Below are 19,350 nucleotides of genomic sequence, written 5' to 3' on the forward strand. Positions count from 1 at the left end.
TGGGAGGCCCGCATGGCCGCGCTGCCGCGGTACCGCACCGACCCGAGCCCTCGCGCGCTGGCCACCCGGCTGCGCGCCCTGCTCACCGCCGGGGTTCCGGTCGCCTGCGGCGTCTACGCGGGACTGTCCGCTCCAGGACCCTCCTCGCCGGTGCACGCGAAGATCACCCACGCGATGGCCCGGGCTTTCGTGACGGGCGCCTCGGCGGGCGTGCCCCGGTTCGAACCGCCACCGTCGGCTCACCTGCGGTTGCTGACGGCCGCGAGCTGGGGGCGGCTCGACGGCGTCGGCGCCGACATGACGACGTTCCCGGTCGACCTCGCCTCCGAGCTGTGGTGGCGGGTGCACGAACGCGCGCTCGGCTCGTTGCGCACCGCCGAACGCCGTGTCGCGTGCGATCTGTTGCTGCGCCTGGGATATCCGCAGCGTGCGGCCTCGGTCATCGGGCTCAGCGTGATCGACGCGCGGCGCCACGTGCTGTCACCGGATCTCGCGATGGAACAGCTCGCGGTCCTGCGTTGCCACCTCCCGGCCTCCGCGGTCGAGGCGATGGCGTTGCGGGGCGCCAGGTCCGGGCTTCCTGCCGAGACGCGGCGCGACCTCGCGCTGTTCGTGGTGTTCCGCAACGCCGCCCGCGGCGCCGACTCGACGTCACTGCGGGCCGGTGCGGCGCTCGCGGTGAAAGCCTCGTCGGAGCTGCCGCACAAGGGGTTCACCGGCGCACTCCAGCGGGCCCGGCTGCACCGGGCCATCGCGGCTGTTCCGTTCGTCCGGCGCGACATCGGCGAGACGCACCTGCTGCTCGGCCGCGCGGTGGAGTGCCTGACCTCCGTCGCGCCGGGCTCGGCCGAGATGGACCAGCTCGCGTGGACGGACGAGGCCTACGCGCTGTACCGCCTCCTCGTGCAGACCCACCTGACCGTCGGACTGGCACAGCGCGCGCTCGGCTACGCCGACGAACTGGTCGAGCTCAGCCCCGGCGACGACAGGACGTGGGCGTTACGAGGCGACGCGCTGGCGGCGTGCGGCCGGTGGGACGACGCGATCGAGGCCTACAGCCGCGGCGTGGCCCTGGGCGGCTGGGGTGCGGCGCGTGCGAGTTACCTCCGGGGCTTCGTGCTGGACCGGCTGGGAAGGGTCGCCGAAGCCGCCGAGGACTACGTGCTGTCGCACCGCATCGACCCGACGGCGTCGGTCGTGTCAGCGCGCATCGCCGGTCACCAGCAGCCGGAGGTGCGCGCGGAGCCACGTGGCCGCGGCCGGACCGTCGGCGAACGCCGTGAGCTGGGCCGCCGCCGCGCGCAGCCCCGCGCGGTGCAGGTGAGCGCCGGCCTCGCGCACGCGGGCGACCAGGCTGTCCGTGACGTTGTCCAGGACTCGGTGCGCCGCATCGGCTGACACGGTGAGCGCTGCGGTCAGATCGGTCAGCCAGGCGTGCCGGACCGACCGCACTGACCCGCAGCTGCCCGGACAGCCAGCGTCCCGGCTGGTCGACGACGTCGTTACTCGACCGCTCGCAGTGAAGCCGGGAATCCGGGCCACGACTCAGCCTTGAACCCCGATCCGTCGCTCCTGCGCAAGGATCCGCTCCGGTGGCGCCGGCGGCTCCTGGCGCCGGTATCCGACAGTCATGGCGTCAATTCCAGCCTTTCATGGTGACGACGCCGCCAGGCATGGCGAACGCCGTCGTGGAGGTCCAGCGGGATTGATTTGGTCCGGGTGGCGGTGGGGTGAGCCGGACAGCTTCCACCGGATGATCTCAGCCCGGCGCTTCTCACACCGCCATCGGCCGGCCGAACTCGATCGAGCAGCGAGGCAGGCGGCACGAGACGACGAAGCTCGGTGTCCACTGTTCGGGGTGAATCTCAGCGCGGCGTTCGCGAGATCGAGTGAATGCTTGAGGCAATTGCTAACGTGATGCCGTCTGTTTCCGACGACTCGATGTGACTCGATTCGGGCCTTTAGTGGCGGTCTTGGTCGTGCTCGTGGTCATCGCGGGCTGCGGTAGCAAGGAACAGTCGACAGCAACAGAACACGTGATGCTTCAAGCGACTACGGCAGCGGCGCTCACATCGACAGAGGACTCGTCAGCAGAACTCGAAGCAGCGGTGCGCGCGTACTCCGACGCATTTCTCTCCGGGAACAGCGCGGCGTACGAACAGTTGTCGCAGCGCTGCAAGGACCGCATGCCGCGCGCCGGATTTCTGCAGGTCATCGCAGCGGCGAAAGACATGTACGGACCGCAGGAAATCGTGTCGCTCAAGGTCGACCAGATCGCGGGTGATCTGGGCCGGGTGACCACTACCTACGCCAAGTCCGAACTGAACCAGCGGAGTGAGCCGTGGGTTCGGGAGAACGGTGCCTGGCGAGTGGACGACTGCTGACCCCGTTCGCTGCCGGCCGGCGTCGGATCTGGACGGAACCGGATCAGCGAGCTGCCCTATTTCGCGTGGCGTGGCATAGGGTCACGACCGGGCAGAGTCGAGGGTGGCGTTGCATGACCGCTCAGTGCTGTTGGTCCTGACAGGCAGGATCGTGGCGGCCGCGACTCCGGTCGTGGCCGCCCGTCAGGATCCGCCGTCGAGCCGACCGCAGATCCACTGTGGATGGTTCGTCCACGGTGGAAACCGCAGCGCTGCCAACCCTTCCACGTCACCGGCGGCGTCGACGGTGCCCTGTGGGCGAGCGCCTGCCGACGACGAGGCGTGGGGTGAGGAAGAGCGGTCGGTGGCCAGGCAGGTCACCGTCCCCTCCTTCGGTGTGTTGGTGCCATGAGCCGCGGCCAGGAATGCCTCGATCGCGGCTTTGGACTCCTCGGCCGGCTCGTCTTCGTCCATGTCAAGCAGGGCGTCGTAGTCCTCGGGACTCTGCATGGGGACGACGAGCACGAGGCCCTCGCGGGTGTGGCACGTCGGCGGCGCAGGTTGGCCGAGTGCGCAGCGGAGCACCGGTCTCGCGCCGTGTCTGGGGAACGCCTGCCGCAGCCATTCCGCGGGCATCACCCGGACGTCCTCGTCGGCATGCGCAGTCAGACCCCCGGAGGTGGTTCGAAGCCGATGTGGACGAACCGTGCTCGGGGGGTCTGACGGTGTTGTGGATCAAGTGGAAGTGCTGGTCAGAGCTCCCACCACAGGGCGGTGTCCGGCGGAAGGAGCAGCTGGCCGTCGCGCACCCCGTAGTACGAGGAGGCCAGCAGCACCGCACCCGGATCCGGCAGCGCGACGACCTCGCCGGACAGGTTCACCGCGCACGAGAAACCGTCCCGCTCGAACCACAGCACGTCCGCCGGCCCGTCGACCCACTTCACACCGTCGCCGGCGCCCAGCGAGGGGTGCTCGCGGCGGATGCGCAAAGCGGTGCGGTAGAACGACAACATCGAGTCCTGGTCGCCCGACTGCGCCTCCACGCTGAGCTTCGCCCAGTCCGCGGGCTGCGGCAGCCACGACCCGCCCGTGCCGAACCCGAGCGAAGGACCGGAGGACGCCCACGGCAGCGGCACGCGGCACCCGTCACGGCCGCGTTCGGTGTGGCCGGAGCGCTCCCACATCGGGTCCTGCAGCACCTCGTCCGGCAGGTCCAGCACCTCGGGCAGACCGAGCTCCTCGCCCTGGTACAGGTACACCGACCCCGGCAGCGCCAGCATCAACGCCAGCGCGGCGCGCGCACGCCGCAGGCCGGTCTCGCCGCCGCCGTACCGCGTCACGTGCCGTTGCACGTCGTGGTTCGACAGCACCCACGTAGTAGGCGCACCAACCGGAGCCACAGCCGCCAACGACGAGTCGATGACCGACCGCAACGCCTCGCAGGTCCACTCCGCCGTCAGGTAGTGGAAGTTGAACGCCTGGTGCATCTCGTCGGGACGCAGGTACAGCGCCGTGCGCTCGGCAGAAGGCGTCCACGCCTCTGCCACAAGGACGCGCTCACCGGGGTACGAGTCCACCACGGCACGCCACTCGCGGTGGATCTCGTGCACACCGTCCTGGTCGAAGAACGGCAACGGCTCCGTGCCCAGCAGCTTCAGCTGGTCCGCGTGCCCGATGTCCGGAAGCCCCGCCGCCTTGATCATCCCGTGCGCCACGTCCACCCGGAACCCGTCGACGCCGAGGTCCAGCCAGAACCGCAGCACGTCGCGGAACTCCGCGCGCACCTCGGGCAGCTCCCAGTTCAGGTCCGGCTGCTCCGGCGCGAACAGGTGCAGGTACCAGGACCCGTCAGCGACCCGCGTCCACGCCGGACCGCCGAACACCGACTCCCAGTCGTTCGGCGGCCCCTCGCCCACGCCCTCGCGGAAGATGTAGCGCTCCCGGCCACGGCCGGCCAGCGCCTCCTGGAACCACTCGTGCTGGTCCGAGCTGTGGTTCGGCACGATGTCGACGATCACCCGGAGGCCGAGGTCGTGCGCGTCCGCGACCAGCGCGCGCACGTCGTCGAGCTCGCCGAGCTGCGGGTCCACCGCGCGGTAGTCCGCCACGTCGTAGCCGCCGTCGGCCATCGGCGAGGCGTAGAACGGCGTGATCCACACCGCGTCGACGCCGAGGTCGCGCAGGTAGGGCAGGCGTGAGCGGATGCCGGGCAGATCACCGACGCCGTCGCCGTTCGAGTCGGCGAAGCTGCGCACGTAGACCTGGTAGATGACGGCGTGTCGCCACCAGTTCTGGGACATGTCCTGAACCTTCCGACGGGGTGTGTCAGCGGTCCAGGAAAGACGTTGCAAATATTTTCCGCAAGTCGACATGAGGAACACTTGAGAACATGCCTCAATCCTGCAAACTTTTGCAGCTCGAATAATGCGTTGCGGCACCTCCGTGACGTCCGTCAGAGTGGATCGCAACGAACCGGAGGAAGGAGCCCAGCCGTGATGCAGCACATGTGTCATCAGCACGTCTGGTGCTCCCCGACATGAGTTGATCCATGTCCCGGGGAGCCGTCCCGTCGCCGCTGCGACGAGACGGCTTTTTTGTTGCCCGTTGGTCCAATTGGCACGGACGCCGCGCTCTGGACGCGGAGATCGAGGTTCGAGTCCTCGACGGGCAGCTGTGACCGAAGCCGAAGCAGTCGAGGCGCCAGGTTGTGGTCCTGGTCGAAGCCGGTGCGAGTCCGGTCGGTCACCCCATCGCGCGGGACCCGGTGGTCACCTGGGCCTCATAAGCCCGGGCTGCCTGGTTCGACACCAGGACGCGCGATGCCCGACCCACGTCACGACGGCCGTGGAACGCTCTGCAAAAGCGTTGACACTGGGTTCGACTCCCAGGTGGGTCTCGACAGAACGCCGAGGAACGCGTCGTGCAGGACACCGTTGGTGGCCAGCACGACGTCCTCGGTGATCGTCACCCGGCCACCGGCCTCCTGCACGAGCACCGGCAGACACGCCAGGTCGAACTCGTCCAGCTGGGCACCGGCGACCACGATCGCGTCGATCTCTCCGGTGACGAGGCTCAGCACCGAAACGCTGTCGTCCACCACGACACATCCGTCCAGCGCGGGCTTCTTCTTGCCGTGCAAGCACACCCGAGCGCCGAACATCGAGTCCTGTGTGGACACGCGTCCCGCGGTTTCGGCGGTGCCGTCGAACACACGGCACCCGATGCCGCGCCCCGCCGCCATGATGCGGCCGAGCGACGGCAGAGCCGACACCGCGACCGCCGGGCCGCTTGTGTCCGTCATGGCCAGGTCCACCGAGTACGTCGGCCGTCCGCGCACGAAGTCGGCGGTTCCGCTGATCGGGTCGACGAGCCAGCGCCTGCCAGAAGTCCCGTACCTCTCAGGGCGTTCCTCACCGGCGACGCCGTCCTCGGGCACGGTCTCGGCCAGCCTCCTGCGCACGAGGTCCTCGATCGCGAGGTCGATGGCGGTGACCTCGCTGCCGTCCGCCTTGTGCCGCGGGTGCAGGGTGTCCGAGGCGAACGCGGCCGCCGCCACTTCCGAGGCCTCCCGCACGATTCGCAACGCCAGATCCAGATCGGTCCACATGGCGGGGAGCTTGTCGGCCCGCGCCGGTGCCGGGTAACTGATGTAGCGTTCTGCTACATGATCGAGTTCGTGCTCGGCGAGTCCGACCTGGTCGACGTGCGGTTCGCCGTGTCGCCGCTCAACGAGCTCACGCTCAGCCTGCGCGTGCTGAAGCTGCCGGCCAGGTACCCGCTGCACCTGCCGTTCGCGCGCCGGGTGCGCGACGTCGACCTCGAGGTACTGCTCGCCCTGTCGAACGAACGGGGCTGGACGCCGGACTTCCTCAGCCCGCGCCCGCTGACGCCGTTCACGAAGATCGAGGACGAGTTCGCCGCGCTGCGCGAGATCCCCACCCGCACCATGCGACGCGACCTGCGCGCGGTGCTCGGCGAGGTGCCGGCCGTGCTGCGGGACCGCAATCGCGTGTTCGACGCGCTGGAGACCTACTGGCACGTCGCGTTCTCCGGGCGTTGGGAGCGCATGCGCACCGTTCTCGAGGCGGACATCGCCCACCGCGGGAGGGAGATGGCCCAGCACGGCCTGGCGACGATGCTCTCCGGGATCTCCGAGCGGATCACGTTCGTCAGCCCCGTCGTCATCGTGCTGATCAAGGGGGTCGAGCCCAGGCGGGTCGAGGCCAGGGGGCAGGGGCTCACCCTGGTGCCCAGCCTGTTCGCGCTGCGCACGGCGGTGCCCGTCGACCCCGGCGCGCCGCCGTTGCTGATCTACGCGGCCCGCGGGCTCGGCACGGTGTGGGAGACCGGTCGCGGCCGCGGTCCCGCCGCGCTGGCGGGTGTGCTCGGCCAGGTGCGGGCGGACCTGCTCGCCGAGCTCGGCGAACCGCGGTCGTCCACCGACATCGCGCGCCGCACCGGCGTCACGACCTCGGCGGTGAACCAGCACCTGCGGGCGTTGCGCGACGCCGGTCTGCTCGCCTCGCAAAGGCACGGCCGCAGCGTCGTGTATGCCCGCACCGAACTCGGGGAAGCCCTCGTTTCCCACTCCGTGGGACAGGGAAGCAACAGCACGCGCCCGCCGTTGCCACGGACATGAGCTTCGAGGACGACTGGCAGACCTGGAAGACGGAGCGGGAGAAGAGCCTTGCCGACCCGTACGGTTGGCTCGCGCTGGTCTCGCTCGACTGGCTGGAGACCACCCCACGCGCCTATGACGGCCTACCGGGCGTGTGGTGGCAGGACGACGACGCGGCGTACTGGCAGAACGACGGCGAACCGCAGCGGTTCGAACTCGTCCAGAGCGGCCCCGGCACGCGCGTCACAGCGGGCGACGTCGAGATCGAGATCGCCCGCCGCGGCGGATACCTGATCCGGGTCCACGACCCGAAGGCAGAGGTACTGCGGAACTTCCACGGCGTGCCGTCGTACGAACCGCGGCAGCAGTGGGTGATCGAGGGCGTGTACGAGCCGTTCGACGCGCCCATCCCCACGACCGTTGGTGCGGTCGTGGAAGGACTCAGCCACGTGTACGAGGCACCGGGCCGTGTGCGGTTCACGTACGACGGCGCCGAGCACGCGTTGACGGCGTTCAACGGACGCAACGGCGGCCTGAACATCCTCTTCACCGACGCCACCAGCGGTGTGACCACGTACGCGGCGAACCGATCTCTGGCCGCGACCCCGGTGGACGGCAAGGTCGTGCTCGACTTCAACCGCGCGACGAACCTGCCGTGCGCGTTCACCGACTTCGCCACCTGCCCGCTGCCGCCCGCGGGCAACCACCTGCCGTTCGGCGTCGAGGCGGGGGAGAAGACGCCGTACGAGCGGGGTTAGAAGAACTCGTCGAGCAACCGGTACCAGGCGAGCTTTTCCGGGCGGGGGGTGAGGCCGTAGGCGCGGTCGAACGCGTCTGCGGCCTCCTCGCCCAACTCCCTGTGCGCCAACGCGATGTCGCGGTGCCGGTCGGACACGCCCAGCCGGGACACGTCGATCAGCACGGTCGTGCCGTCGGCGCGCAGCAGCACGTTCGGCGGGCAGAAATCGCCGTGCGCCACCACGAGATCCTCGTCCTCCGGCGCGGTCGCGACCAACCGCTCCAGCAGCTCCGACGGCGTGGCCCCGAGATTGTCGTCGTCGAAGTCGCCCGGATCGACAAGGCCCGCTTCGACGTTGTGCCGTGCCTTCTCGATCATGACGGCCATGCGCGCGTCGAACGGGCACGAGGCCACCGGCAGCGCGTGCAACGACCGCAGCACTTCTCCCATCACGGTCCCCGCGAGCACCGGATCCGCCGAAGCCAGCGAAGGCGCACCGACGTCGGCGAGCACCAGCCAGCCGTCCGCGAACGCCTTGACCTCGGGCACCTCGACGCGTTCGCCCAGCCACGACAACCGGTCCCGCTCGTCGACCCCGGCGCGCTTCACCCAACAGGAGCCCACTCGCCAGACGTCACCGGACAGGCCTTCGTGGGCGAGCGACCACACCGCGTCCGTGCCGACCGCGCGCACCACTTCCGCCGGAATCTCCACGCCTTGATCAAACCACCACGTCACTCGCAGGCGATGCCGTCCTTGTCGTTGTCCAGCCGGTAGATGTCACTGCCGATCACGCGGATCGGACCTTTGACGTACGCGGGCCCGTCCCCGCTGCCACCGGCGCAGTCGACGTCGGACGCGATCGGCACGCAGCCGCTGTAGTTCGGGTCGCACTTCGGCTGCGGTGCCGGAGCGGGCACCGGTTGCGGCTGCGGCTGCGGCTGGGGCTTCGGCTGCGCCACCGCCGGGGGAGTGGTGGTGGTGGTCGTCGTAGTGGTCGTTGTCGTGGTGGTGGTAGTCGTCATGGTCGGCTGCACCGTCGTGGTCGTCGTGGTGGGTGAGACCGTCGTCGTCAAACTCGACGCGGAACCCTTGTCGGAACCGCCGACAGCAGCGCCGACGATGCCGATGACGAAGAAGAACCCCAGCAGGCTGGCCGCACCGATCGCCACCGGCGCCACCCACGCCTTCGGCTTCGACGCGACCGGCACCACCGCGCTACGTGGAATCTCGCGCGGCATGCGCAGCACGATCTGCAGCAATCCGTTGGTGCCGCGCTGGACCAACGCCGCGCACCCGGTCGAGCCGCCGCCGGATTCCACGTGCATCAGCACCGGCGCATACCGTTGCGACATCAGGAAGGTGAGCTCGCCCACGCGCTGACCGTCGAGCCGCACCTCGATGCCACGCTGACCGCGGTACTTGCCGGCGGCGATCGCGCACCACGTCAGGTGCACGGCGACGTGCCGCGTGACGCCGTCCGGAACGGCGTACCTGGCCAGTGCGTCCTGGTGGTGCTCCTCGCCGGTGACGGTCACCGTCACCTCGCCGGGCACCATCACCAGACCGGCGGCCGAGTTCTCGATCACGTCGCGCTCCCTCGTGGTCGTTCGTACGCCTGACCATCGAGCGGCCGCGCCAGGTGTTACCGAGAGTGCCGTGAGGTTGTGCCGACCGGGTGAAAATCAGGCCTCAGGTGTGACGCAGAGTCGATGATCACCGATGTAAGCCCTTTCCCGGGGCTCAGGCGCTCGTCCGCAGCACGAGCGAGGTAGGCAGCAGCACGGACGGCGGCAGGCCCTCCTCGCCCTCGATCTCGGCGAGGAGGCGCCACGTCAGCATCCGTCCGAACTTCTCCACGTCCTGCTTCACCGTCGTCAACGGCGGCACCGCGGGCACCGAGTCGTCGAAGCCCACCACGGCCACGTCGTCCGGCACCCGGCGACCGGCGGCGTGCAGCACCTGCAACGCCCCGAGCGCCATGATGTCCGCGGCCACGAACACCGCGTCCAGCTCGGGCTCGCGGGCCAGCAGCGACGTCATCGCGGCAGCTCCGCCCTCCGGCGTGAAGTCCGCGTGCACCACCAGATCCGTGCGCCGGCCGGACATCGCCCGCCGCCACCCGGACAACCGGTCGAGGCCCACCGCCATGTCGGCGGGACCGGCGATGGTCCCGATCCGCTCGCATCCCAGCGAGACCAGGTGCTGCGTCGCCTCCACCGCGCCGGTGAAGTTGTCCGAGTCGACGTACGGCACGGGCCCGCCCGCCAACGGCCGCCCGCCGGCCACCACCGGCAAGCCGTTGTCGTGCAACAACGACAGCAGCGGGTCGTGACCGTGCAGGCTGATCACCAACGCCCCGTCGACGTGCCCGCTCGTGAGGTACGAGCCGACGTCGCCCGGCTGGCTCATCATCAGCACCAGCTGGGTGCGATGCCCGGCCAGCTCGGCGTGAACTCCGCGCATGACCCCGGCGAAGAAGGGGTCCGCCAGCACGCGGCCGCTCGGTTCGGAGACGACCAGCGCGATCGCGTGCGCGCGATGGCCTGCCAACGACCGTGCGGCCTGGTTCGGCGAGTAGTCGAGCTGCATGACCGCTCGCCGCACCGCCTCCCGTGCCCGAGCACTCACGTGCGGTGCACCGTTGAGCACTCGGGACACGGTGGACTTCGACACCCCGGCAAGCCGGGCGACCTCGTCGATGCCGGGGCGCCGGGTCATGAGGCGATTGCGTTGCTGCGCGCCACCGCGGAGAACCAGCGGGCGCTCATCTTCGGCGTGCGCACCTGCGTCTCGTAGTCGACGTGCACGATGCCGAACCTCTTCGCGTAGCCCTCGGCCCACTCGAAGTTGTCCATCAACGACCAGCAGAAGTAGCCCCGCAGGTCGACTCCGGCGGCGATGGCGGCGTGCGCGGCCCTCAGGTGCGAGGCCAAGTACTCGGTGCGTTCCGCGTCGTCGACTCCCGGCTCGTCCGGGTACGCGGCACCGTTCTCGGTGATGTACAAGGGAATCGACGGGTAGTCGTGGTGCACGCGCAGCAGCACGGACGTGAGCCCGTCCGGCCGCACCTCCCAGCCCATGTCGGTGACCGGCGCGTCGCGGCGCGGGAACGAGTGGTCCCCGACGCCGACCCACGGCGACGGCCCGATCTCGCCGGGCTTCGAGCTGACGAAGTGCTCGGTGTAGTAGTTGACGCCGAGCATGTCCATCGGGCCGGAGATCGTCTTGAGGTCGCCCTCGTGGATCACCGACGAGAACCCGAACGGCTCCAGGTCCTCCACGACGTCGGCGGGGTAGTGGCCGTTCAGCAACGGGTCCAGGAAGATCCGCTGCTGCAGGCCGTCGAGCCGCCGCGCCACGTCCCTGTCGGCCTCGGACGACGGATCGGCCGGGATGATCGGGTACATGTTGAGCGTGATGCCGAGCTGCTTGTTCGCGCCGCGGATCACCTCGCCCGCGAGGCCGTGCGCCAGCAGCAGGTGGTGCACCGCGGCCACGGCGGCGTCCGGCTCGGTGCGGCCCGGCGCGTGGATTCCCGCGGCATAGCCCAGGAACGCCGCGCACCACGGCTCGTTCAGCGTCGTGAAGCCGTCGACGCGGTCACCCAGCGCCTCGACGACCGACTCGGCGTACTCGGTGAACCGGTAGGCGGTGTCGCGGGTCGCCCAGCCACCGGTGTCCTCCAGCTTCTGCGGGAGGTCCCAGTGGTAGAGCGTCGGCCACGGCTTGATCCCGTGCTCCAGCAGCGTGTCCACGAGCCGGCGGTAGAAGTCGAGCCCTGCCTGGTTGACCGCCCCGCCGTCGGGCCGCACCCGCGGCCACGCGATCGAGAACCGGTAGGCGCCCAGGCCGAGCTCGGCCATCATCCGCACGTCCTGCTCGAACCGGCGGTAGTGGTCGGCACCGGGTTCACCGGTGTGGCCGCCCACGACCTTGCCGGGTACGCGGCAGAAGGCGTCCCAGATCGAGTCGGTGCGACCGTCGACGTCGGTCGCCCCTTCGACCTGGAACGCCGCCGTGGCAGCACCCCACAAGAACCCGTCCGGGAAAGCGATGTCCTTCACCTTCACCCCTTCACAGCGCCCTGCATCACGCCCGCGACGATCTGCCGCCCGAGCACCAAGAACACGATCAAGACCGGAACCGTCGCGAGAGTCGTTCCGGCGAGCACGAGCGAGTAGTCGACGTAGTAGCCGCTCTGCAGCTTCTCCAGCGCGACCTGGAGCGTCGGGTTGTCGGCGTTCAGCACGACCAGCGGCCACAGGAAGTCGTTCCAGGACTGCATGAACGTGAACACGCCGAGCATCGCGGCGGCCGGGCGGGCAGCGGGCAGTGCGACGTGCCAGAACACCCGCCAGAGGCTGCAGCCGTCCATCCGCGCCGCCTCGACGAGCTCGTCGGGCACCGCGTCGACCAGGTACTGCCGCATCCAGAACACGCCGAACGCGGTGACGAGGTTCGGCACGATCACGGCTTCCAGCTCACCGGCCCAGCCGAACTCCGCCATCGCCATGTACAGCGGGATGATCCCGAGCTGCGTCGGCACTGCCAACGTTGCCACCACGAACAGGAACAGCACGCCCCGGCCGCGGAACCGCAGCTTGGCGAACGCGAACCCCGCGAGCGCCGACAGCAGCACCACCGACAGCGTCACCGTGCCGGACACGATGAAACTGTTGCCCAGCGCCTTCCAGAACGGGATCGTGTCGAACACCCGCGCCGCGTTGGCGAAGAAGTTCCCGCCGGGCACGAGCGTGAAGTCACCGGTGAGCACCGAGTTGTCGCGGCTGGCCACGAGGTAGGACCAGTAGAACGGGAAAGCCGAGCCCAGCACGAACGCGGCCAGCACGCCGTAGACCACAAAGGACGGACGTTTCACCGCACGGCCCTCCTCGTGAGCCAGAAGTTCAGACCCGCCACCGCGATCACGACGAGGAACAGCAACCACGCGATCGCGGCCGCGTACCCGAGGTTCAGCTGCTGGAACGCCGACTGGTACAGGTAGAGCACCACGGTCTGGTACTGGTGCTCGGCGCCGCCGCCACTGCCCGCGGACGGGTCGTACAGCTTGGGCTCGGTGAAGATCTGCAGACCACCGATCGTCGACGTGACGATCACGAAGATCAGCGTCGGCTTGAGCATCGGCAGCGTGATGCTGAAGAACCTGCGCAGCGGGCCGGCGCCGTCGACGACGGCGGCCTCGTGCACCTCACGTGGAATCGCCAGCATCGCGGCCAGGACGATCAGCGCGTTGTAGCCGGTCCACCGCCAGTTGACCATCGACGCGATGGCCACATGACTGCCGAACGTGTTGGCCTGCCAGTCGATCGGCGGGATCCCCACCGTCGTCAGCACGCTGTTGACCAGCCCGAACTGCGGGCCGAACAGGTTGCCGAAGATGATCGTCAACGCGACCAGCGACGCGACGTACGGCAGCAGCACGCCCATCCGCCACGCCGTCCGCCCGCGCAGGTTGACGGCGAGCAGTGCGGCGAGCACCACCGCGACGATCACCTGCGGCACGCTGGAGAGCAGGAAGATGCTGAAGGTGTTGAACAGCGCGTTCCAGAACTGACCGTCACCGAACAGCTCGCGGTAGTTGTCGAGACCGACGAACGGCGTCTCGTCGGCGCCGAGCTCCCAGTCGAACAACGACACGTAGGCCGTGTAGAGCAACGGGAAGAGCCCGACCGCGCCGAACAACACGAAGAACGGTGCGACGAACAGGTACGGCGACACCTTGGCGTCCAAAGCGGACAGCCGGTGGCGCGGCGACCGCGAGCGGGTCTGCGCGACCCGCTCGCGGTCGGACCTGGTGAGCACGGCGGTCACTTAGCGACCTTCTGTGCCTCCGCGACGGCGGTCTTCCAGCCCTCGTCAGCGCTCTTGCCCTGCTCGACCGACTGCAGCGCCGGGCTGAACACGTTCTCCTGGATCTGGCCGTCCTTCGGGCCCTTGTACTGCGCGGCGGCGACCTTCTGGGCCTGCGCGGCGAACAGCGAGCCCGCCTTGATGTCACCGAAGTAGGCGTTCGTCTGCTCCAGCAGGGCGGGGTCCTTCAGCGCCTGGACCTGGCTCGGGAACGTGCCCTTCGCCTTGAACGCCTTGATCTGCTGCTCCGGCGCGGTCAGCCACGCCGCGACCTCGGCGGCCTTCTTCGCGTTCTTGCCCTGCTTCGGCACGGTGAGGTACGAACCGCCCCAGTTGCCGCCACCGTTCGGGAACGCCTCGGTGACCGCCCACTTGCCCTTGTTCTCCGCGCCGGCCTGTGCCTCGATCACGCCGAGCATCCACGACGGGCAGGTCTTCGTGGCGAACGCGCCGGCCTTGAAGCCGGAGTTCCACTCGTTGCTCCACGCCACGAGCTTCGCCGACTGGCCCTTCGCGACCGCGTTCGTCACCGCGGTCCAGTCGGCCTTGATGGCGGGGTTGGTCTCGACGACGAGCTTGTCGGACTTGTCGAAGTAGCCCACCTCGTGCTGGTTGTGCATGGCGTTGAAGACCTGTGAGGCGCTGTCGAACCACGCCACCCCGCCGGACTTCGCGATGAACTGGTCACCGGCGGCGAAGTAGCTGTCCCACGTGGCGAACAGCGCCTTCACGGCCTCGGGGTCGGACGGCAGACCGGCCTTCTCGAAGAGGTCCTTGCGGTAGCACATCGCGAGCGGCCCGATGTCCGTGCCGTAGCCGATGAGCTTGCCGTCCTTGGTGGTGGCGGCGTCGGTCTTCCACTTCAGCCACCGGTTGTCGACGTTCGGCCCGATCTCCTTCAGGTCGTTGAACTGGCCGGCCTTGTCCATCACCTGGCTGAGGTAGCCCTCCTCGACGGCCTCGATGTCCGCGAGACCGGAGCCGGCGCCCAGCTTGGTGAAGAGGTTCTGGTGGTGCGGCGCTCCCTGGCCGGTCTTGCGCTGGGTGAGCTTCACGTCCGGGTGCGCTGCCTCGTACTCCTTGAGCAGGTCCTCGTACCCGAACTCGTTGAACGTGGCGATGGTCAGCTCGGTCTTGCCGTTCTGCGTCGCTTCCCCGGACGAACAGGCGGTGGCGGCGGCTAACAACAGGAGCACGCTGACCCAACTGCGGTGGCGCACGGAGAACTCCCTCGGTCTCGGCGGGCGGGTTTCTGGGAGCGCTCCCAGAAGTTTCGAGGAGTGTTAACCGCACCACATGAGGGTGTCAAGGCTGGGAGGGGGTACTTTCTGGGAACGCTCCCAGTTCGTTATGCGCTGACCCGCCGAACGAGCGTGGTGGGCAGCAGCAACGACGGCGGCAGCCCGGCCTCACCGGCGAGCTCCGCGAGCAGCCGCCACGTCATGGTGCGGCCGAGCTCCTCGACGTCCTGCCTGATCGTGGTGAGCGGCGGCGACGCGCTGGAGGCGAACACCGAGTCGTCGAACCCGATCACGGCGACGTCCTCCGGGATGCGCTTGCCGTGCGCATGGAGCACCTGCAATGCGCCCAACGCCATGATGTCCGCTCCGACGAACACCGCATCGAGATCGGGCGCCTTGTCCAGCAACCGTTCCATCGCCTGCGCGCCGCTCTCGGGCGTGTAGTCCGCGTGCACGACGAGTCCGGCTGGAATCTTCGCCTCGCCGAGCCCGCGCTTGAAACCGCTCAGCCGGTCGGAACCCACAGCCATGTCCTTCGGGCCCGCCACCGTGCCGATCCGCTTGCGGCCCAACGAAACCAGGTGCCGCGCGGCCTCGAGTCCACCGGTGAAGTTGTCCGCGTCGACGAACGGGACCGACGTCTTCCCGAGCGGCCGCCCGCCGACCACGACCGGCAGGCCGATCTCGTCGAGCATCGGCACCAGCGGGTCCTCGCCGTGCAGGCTCACCAGCAACGCGCCGTCGACGTGCCCGCTGCTGAGGTACGTGACCAGGTCGCTCGTGTCCGACGGCTGGCTCATCATCAGCAACAGCTGCAGGTGCCGCCCGGCGAGCTCGGCGTGGATCCCGCGCAGCACCCCGGCGAAGAACGGGTCGGAGAGCACGCGGCCGGACGGTTCGGAGACGACGAGCGCGATGGCGTTGGCGCGATGGCCGGCCAAGGCCCGCGCGGCCTGATTCGGCGCATAGCCCAGTTGGGCGATGGCGGCGTGCACGGCCTCGCGGGCCTTGGCGCTCACGTACTGCTCGCCGTTGATGACGCGCGAGACGGTCGACTTCGACACCCCGGCGACCCTCGCGACCTCTTCGATCCGGGGGCCGGGACGTCGTTTGGCCGTCTCCGTCATGCCGTCATCTTAGGGACGTGTCGACGCATTGGTCGAACCACGTCAGCGTGCGGCCTGTCCTGTCCACGATCTCCGGTACACGGCGGTTCTCCCTCGGTGCGGCGGTGAAGGAGAAGTTTGGAAGATCGTCCGCACAAATTCCGCACAGCGGACCGATGTTCTGGCACCATGCCCCCCGATGAGGAGGGTCAGTGCGGTATCGGCTTCTTGGGCCGCTGCAGATCTGGCGTGGGGGCGTGGAACTGCGGCTCGGCGGGCCCCGGCAACGGGCGCTGCTGGCGGCGTTGGCCCTGCACGCCAACGAGACTGTCAGCTTTGAACATTTGAGTGAAGCGGTGTGGGAATCTCCGCCCGCGGCACCGGAATCGAACATTCGGACCTACGTCGCGGCGTTGCGCAAGCTGGTGCTCGACGAACTGGTCACCGTCCCAGGTGGATATCGGCTGGTCCTACCCGCCGAGGAGGTCGACTCCTTCGTCTTCGGACAGCTGTGCGCGGCCGGGGACGAGGCGCTGCGACAGGGAGATCACCGGACAGCGGTGACCCGGTATGAGGAAGCGCTCGCGTTGTGGCGCGGGCCCGCGCTCGACGGACTGGTGGTCGGGTCGCGGCTCGACGCCGAGCTGACATTGCTACAGGAGCGCAGGCTGACCGTCGCCGAGCAGCACGCGCGGCTCGCGATCGAGCTCGGGCAGGGTGAGCGGCTGATCGCCGAGCTGCGGCGGTTGACCAAGCAGTTCCCGTTGCGCGAACAACTGTGGCTGCAGCTGATGCACGCGCTGCAGCGGGCGAACAGGCCTGCCGAGGCGTTGCAGGCGTTCGAGGAACTGCGGGTCGTGCTGGCCGAGGAGCTGGGCACCGATCCGGGGTCTGAGCTGCGCGAGCTGCACGAGCGGCTGCTGCGCGGGGACGAGCCGAGGCCCGCGTTGAACACGTTGCCGCGTGACGTCGCGGACTTCACCGGGCGTGCCGCCGAGATCGAACGGCTGACGAGAGCCGTCACCGGGAAGTCGGCCGTGGTGATCTCCGCGATCGACGGCATGCCCGGTGTCGGCAAGACGACGCTGGCCGTGCACCTGGCGCATCGGCTGGAGTATCCGGACGGTCAGCTGTTCATCGACCTGCACGCGCACACCGCCGGTCGTGCGCCGGTGGAACCGACCGATGCGCTGGACGTGCTGTTGCGGGCGCTCGGTCTGGAGGAGATCCCGGTCGGCCTGGACGAGCGGGCCGCGTTGTGGCGGGCCGAGTTGTCGCGCCGCCGGTTGCTGGTCGTGCTGGACAACGCCGCGCGCGCTGATCAGGTGCGGCCGCTGCTGCCGGGTGTGCCCGGCTCGTTGGTGCTGGTCACGTCACGGGCACGGCTCGTCGAGCTGGAAGGCACGTCGACGCTCACGCTGGACGTGCTGTCCGAGGCGGAGGCGCTGCAGCTGTTCGCCACGATCGTCGGCGACGAACGCGGAACGGATCCCGCCGCCCGCGAGGTCGTCGAGCTGTGCGGCAGGCTGCCACTGGCCGTGCGTCTCGCCGCCGGGCGGTTGCGGTCCCGGCCGACCTGGACCACGGCGCACCTCGCGACGCGGTTGCGCGAGGGCCGATTATCCGAACTGGACGCTGTCTTCGCGTTGTCGTTCGGCCAGCTGCCCGCGGGGCACCAGCGGCTCTTCGGCCTGCTGGGCCTGCACCACGGCACGGACTTCGACGTCCACCAGGCCGCGGCGCTCGGCGACCTCGACATCCTCGAGTGCGACGGAATGCTCGAGGACCTCGTCGACGTGCACCTGCTGGAGGCGACGACGGTCGGCCGCTACCGGATGCACGACCTGCTGCGGCAGTACGCGCAGTCCAAGGTGGACACGGCACACGAACCCTTGACCCGGTTGCTGGACCACTTCCTGGACACCTCGAACCAGGCGACACGGCTGATGTCGCCCGCGGCCCGCAAGTACGAGGTCGACATCAGCTACCGGCCCGAGTCGCGGCTCGTGCTGCGCGACTACGACCACGCGGTGGAGTGGCTGGAGACCGAACGCCAGACGCTCGTCGCGGCCGTGGCGTTGTCGTTGGACGGTGACTGGCGCACGCACACGTGGCAGCTCGCGCGCGCGTTGACGTTCTTCTGCATGGTGCGCGGCCACACGAGAGACTGGGCCACGATCAACGAACTGGCGCTGGAGGCCGCGAAGGACAACCCGGCGGCGCTCGCGATCACCACGAAGAACTACGCGATGGTGTTCTGGCAGACCGCGCGGTACTCCGACGCCATCCACCACAACGAGCGTGCGATCGAGATGCTCCGCGAGCAGGGCGACCTGCAGGGCGTGGCGGGCACCCTGAACAACCTCTCGCTGGTCTACCGGACGCTGCAACGGCACGCCGAGGCCGCCGAGCTGCTGGAACAGGCGATCACGGTCGCGCGGCAGCTGGGCGACCGGCACCTCGAGTCGCAGGCGATGAGCAACGTCAGCAACATCTACAGCGCTCTGGGCCGCTACGACGAGGCCCTGGAAGCCTGCAACGGGGCGCTGGCGTTGATGCGCGAGATGGGCAGCCGCCGCGACGAGGCCGACACCCAGAGCGCGCTGGGCATGATCCTGCACGCCATGGGCAGGCACGACGAGGCGCTCGACGCGTTGGACTCGGCCCTGACGGCGGTGCGCGCGATCGGTGACGTCACGACCGAGACCGTGGTCTTGAACTACCTCGGCGAGGTGCTGACCGCTGCCGGACGTCCCGCTGAGGCCGTGGTGCGCCTGCACGAGGCACTGGACCTGGCCGAACGGATCGACGACCGGCGTGAGGCGGCCAACGCCCACAAGCACCTGGCGAAGGCGGTCGCGGATCCGGCGGAGGCGGCGCGGCACGAGAAGGAGGCGGAGGCCCGGTTCGCGGCGCTAGGTGCTGACTGAACGCGGTCCCGGCCTGCCTCCCGTCAGCACGGCGCCACGCGGCAACCCGTCCCGCAGCAACGGCAACAGCTTGGGGTGCTTGCTCATCAGCACCGCGGCCGTGCCGTTGCGCTGCTGGATCCTGCGGCAGAAGTGCGAAGACAGCGGGACGCCGAGGTAGGCCTCCGCGCGCGGCCCGTAGACGACGTGGTCTTCGAGCCCGCACCACCCGGCCGCGACGGGGCGGTCGTCCAGCCAGATGAAGCCCTCCACGTACACGGCGCCGCGCACACGGGTGGACTCGGTGAAGGCGACGCTGAACGTGACCTGGGGAGACAGCCTGGTGTCCGCGTCGGCGGTCCACCACGTGCCGAGGTCGAGGACCAGTCCTTCCATGCTCGCGTGCGCCCAGCCGGAGTCGTCGACGAGCGTGCGGAACGGTGCTTCGAGCACGGTGAGAGCCGCGGTGAGCTGCTCCATCCGCACATGGTGCGGCCATT

The 19,350-nt window shown here is 69.3% G+C and carries 17 protein-coding genes and 2 tRNA genes; 7 read left to right on the plus strand and 12 right to left on the minus strand.

The genetic code is table 11. The features are described from left to right. Positions 1-12: 12 nt before the first annotated feature. Together JOD27_RS04575 and JOD27_RS04580 are read left to right on the plus strand one after the other, a co-directional pair. Positions 13-1,398: a tetratricopeptide repeat protein gene (locus JOD27_RS04575; protein ID WP_204760785.1), complete on the plus strand. Its 1,386-nt coding sequence runs from the start codon at positions 13-15 to the stop codon at positions 1,396-1,398. Positions 1,399-1,973: 575 nt separating this feature from the next. Next, positions 1,974-2,384 (plus strand): hypothetical protein, encoded by a 411-nt coding sequence (locus tag JOD27_RS04580; RefSeq protein WP_204760786.1) that lies wholly within the window; start codon positions 1,974-1,976, stop codon positions 2,382-2,384. A 183-nt stretch (positions 2,385-2,567) separates the two neighbouring features. On the opposite strand, the gene JOD27_RS04585 is transcribed toward JOD27_RS04580, so the two are convergent. Then, entirely contained in the window at positions 2,568-3,002 is a 435-nt protein-coding gene (locus tag JOD27_RS04585) for a hypothetical protein (RefSeq protein WP_204760787.1), read from the minus strand. Between the two features lie 113 nt (positions 3,003-3,115). Continuing rightward, complete coding sequence (locus JOD27_RS04590; RefSeq protein ID WP_204760788.1) at positions 3,116-4,663, minus strand: glycoside hydrolase family 13 protein; 1,548 nt, start codon at positions 4,661-4,663, stop codon at positions 3,116-3,118. Positions 4,664-4,961: 298 nt separating this feature from the next. On the opposite strand from JOD27_RS04590, the gene JOD27_RS04595 reads away from it, so the two are divergent. Continuing rightward, a tRNA-Gln gene (locus JOD27_RS04595) sits at positions 4,962-5,034 on the plus strand. 2 nt (positions 5,035-5,036) lie between these two features. Beyond that, a tRNA-His gene (locus tag JOD27_RS04600) sits at positions 5,037-5,113 on the plus strand. A gap of 83 nt (positions 5,114-5,196) precedes the next feature. Here the strand turns inward: JOD27_RS04600 and JOD27_RS04605 are convergent. Continuing rightward, positions 5,197-5,970, minus strand: coding sequence for an inositol monophosphatase family protein (locus JOD27_RS04605; RefSeq protein ID WP_204760789.1), 774 nt, complete (start codon positions 5,968-5,970; stop codon positions 5,197-5,199). 57 nt (positions 5,971-6,027) lie between these two features. Here JOD27_RS04605 and JOD27_RS04610 point away from each other — a divergent pair, with 57 nt between their 5' ends. Beyond that, on the plus strand, positions 6,028-7,002 hold the full coding sequence (locus tag JOD27_RS04610; protein ID WP_204760790.1) for an ArsR/SmtB family transcription factor: 975 nt from the start codon (positions 6,028-6,030) through the stop codon (positions 7,000-7,002). Next, the gene (locus JOD27_RS04615; RefSeq protein WP_204760791.1) at positions 6,999-7,739 is read left to right on the plus strand and encodes a DUF1684 domain-containing protein; all 741 of its coding nucleotides are present in this window, start codon (positions 6,999-7,001) and stop codon (positions 7,737-7,739) included. Before JOD27_RS04610 ends, JOD27_RS04615 begins: the two co-directional genes overlap by 4 nt. Here JOD27_RS04615 and JOD27_RS04620 read toward each other — a convergent pair. The 8 genes from JOD27_RS04620 to JOD27_RS04655 form a co-directional block, all read right to left on the minus strand. Beyond that, positions 7,736-8,434, minus strand: a complete 699-nt coding sequence (locus JOD27_RS04620) for an aminoglycoside 3'-phosphotransferase (RefSeq protein ID WP_204760792.1) — start codon at positions 8,432-8,434, stop codon at positions 7,736-7,738. The genes JOD27_RS04615 and JOD27_RS04620 overlap by 4 nt on opposite strands. Positions 8,435-8,454: 20 nt before the next feature. Continuing rightward, a complete protein-coding gene (locus tag JOD27_RS04625; RefSeq protein ID WP_204760793.1) occupies positions 8,455-9,309 on the minus strand; it encodes a hypothetical protein in 855 nt (284 codons plus the stop codon). Between the two features lie 154 nt (positions 9,310-9,463). Further along, entirely contained in the window at positions 9,464-10,441 is a 978-nt protein-coding gene (locus JOD27_RS04630; protein WP_204760794.1) for a LacI family DNA-binding transcriptional regulator, read from the minus strand. After that, positions 10,438-11,787 carry a GH1 family beta-glucosidase gene (locus JOD27_RS04635; RefSeq protein WP_307829891.1) on the minus strand — a complete coding sequence of 450 codons (1,350 nt, stop codon included), beginning with the start codon at positions 11,785-11,787 and terminating at the stop codon, positions 10,438-10,440. The genes JOD27_RS04630 and JOD27_RS04635 overlap by 4 nt, the downstream gene beginning before the upstream one ends. 2 nt (positions 11,788-11,789) lie before the next feature. Continuing rightward, positions 11,790-12,602 carry a carbohydrate ABC transporter permease gene (locus tag JOD27_RS04640; RefSeq protein ID WP_372441665.1) on the minus strand — a complete coding sequence of 271 codons (813 nt, stop codon included), beginning with the start codon at positions 12,600-12,602 and terminating at the stop codon, positions 11,790-11,792. Continuing rightward, positions 12,599-13,546, minus strand: a complete 948-nt coding sequence (locus tag JOD27_RS04645) for a carbohydrate ABC transporter permease (protein ID WP_307829935.1) — start codon at positions 13,544-13,546, stop codon at positions 12,599-12,601. Before JOD27_RS04645 ends, JOD27_RS04640 begins: the two co-directional genes overlap by 4 nt. 5 nt (positions 13,547-13,551) lie before the next feature. Continuing rightward, positions 13,552-14,790 carry an ABC transporter substrate-binding protein gene (locus tag JOD27_RS04650; protein ID WP_372441671.1) on the minus strand — a complete coding sequence of 413 codons (1,239 nt, stop codon included), beginning with the start codon at positions 14,788-14,790 and terminating at the stop codon, positions 13,552-13,554. Between the two features lie 152 nt (positions 14,791-14,942). Then, complete coding sequence (locus JOD27_RS04655) at positions 14,943-15,962, minus strand: LacI family DNA-binding transcriptional regulator (RefSeq protein WP_204760796.1); 1,020 nt, start codon at positions 15,960-15,962, stop codon at positions 14,943-14,945. A gap of 191 nt (positions 15,963-16,153) precedes the next feature. On the opposite strand from JOD27_RS04655, the gene JOD27_RS04660 reads away from it, so the two are divergent. Continuing rightward, on the plus strand, positions 16,154-18,871 hold the full coding sequence (locus tag JOD27_RS04660) for an AfsR/SARP family transcriptional regulator (protein WP_204760797.1): 2,718 nt from the start codon (positions 16,154-16,156) through the stop codon (positions 18,869-18,871). Here the strand turns inward: JOD27_RS04660 and JOD27_RS04665 are convergent. Continuing rightward, on the minus strand, positions 18,857-19,330 hold the full coding sequence (locus tag JOD27_RS04665; RefSeq protein WP_204760798.1) for a hypothetical protein: 474 nt from the start codon (positions 19,328-19,330) through the stop codon (positions 18,857-18,859). The genes JOD27_RS04660 and JOD27_RS04665 overlap by 15 nt on opposite strands. Positions 19,331-19,350: the final 20 nt, after the last annotated feature.

The organism is Lentzea nigeriaca (assembly GCF_016907955.1).
Taxonomy (GTDB): Bacteria; Actinomycetota; Actinomycetes; order Mycobacteriales; family Pseudonocardiaceae; genus Lentzea; species Lentzea nigeriaca.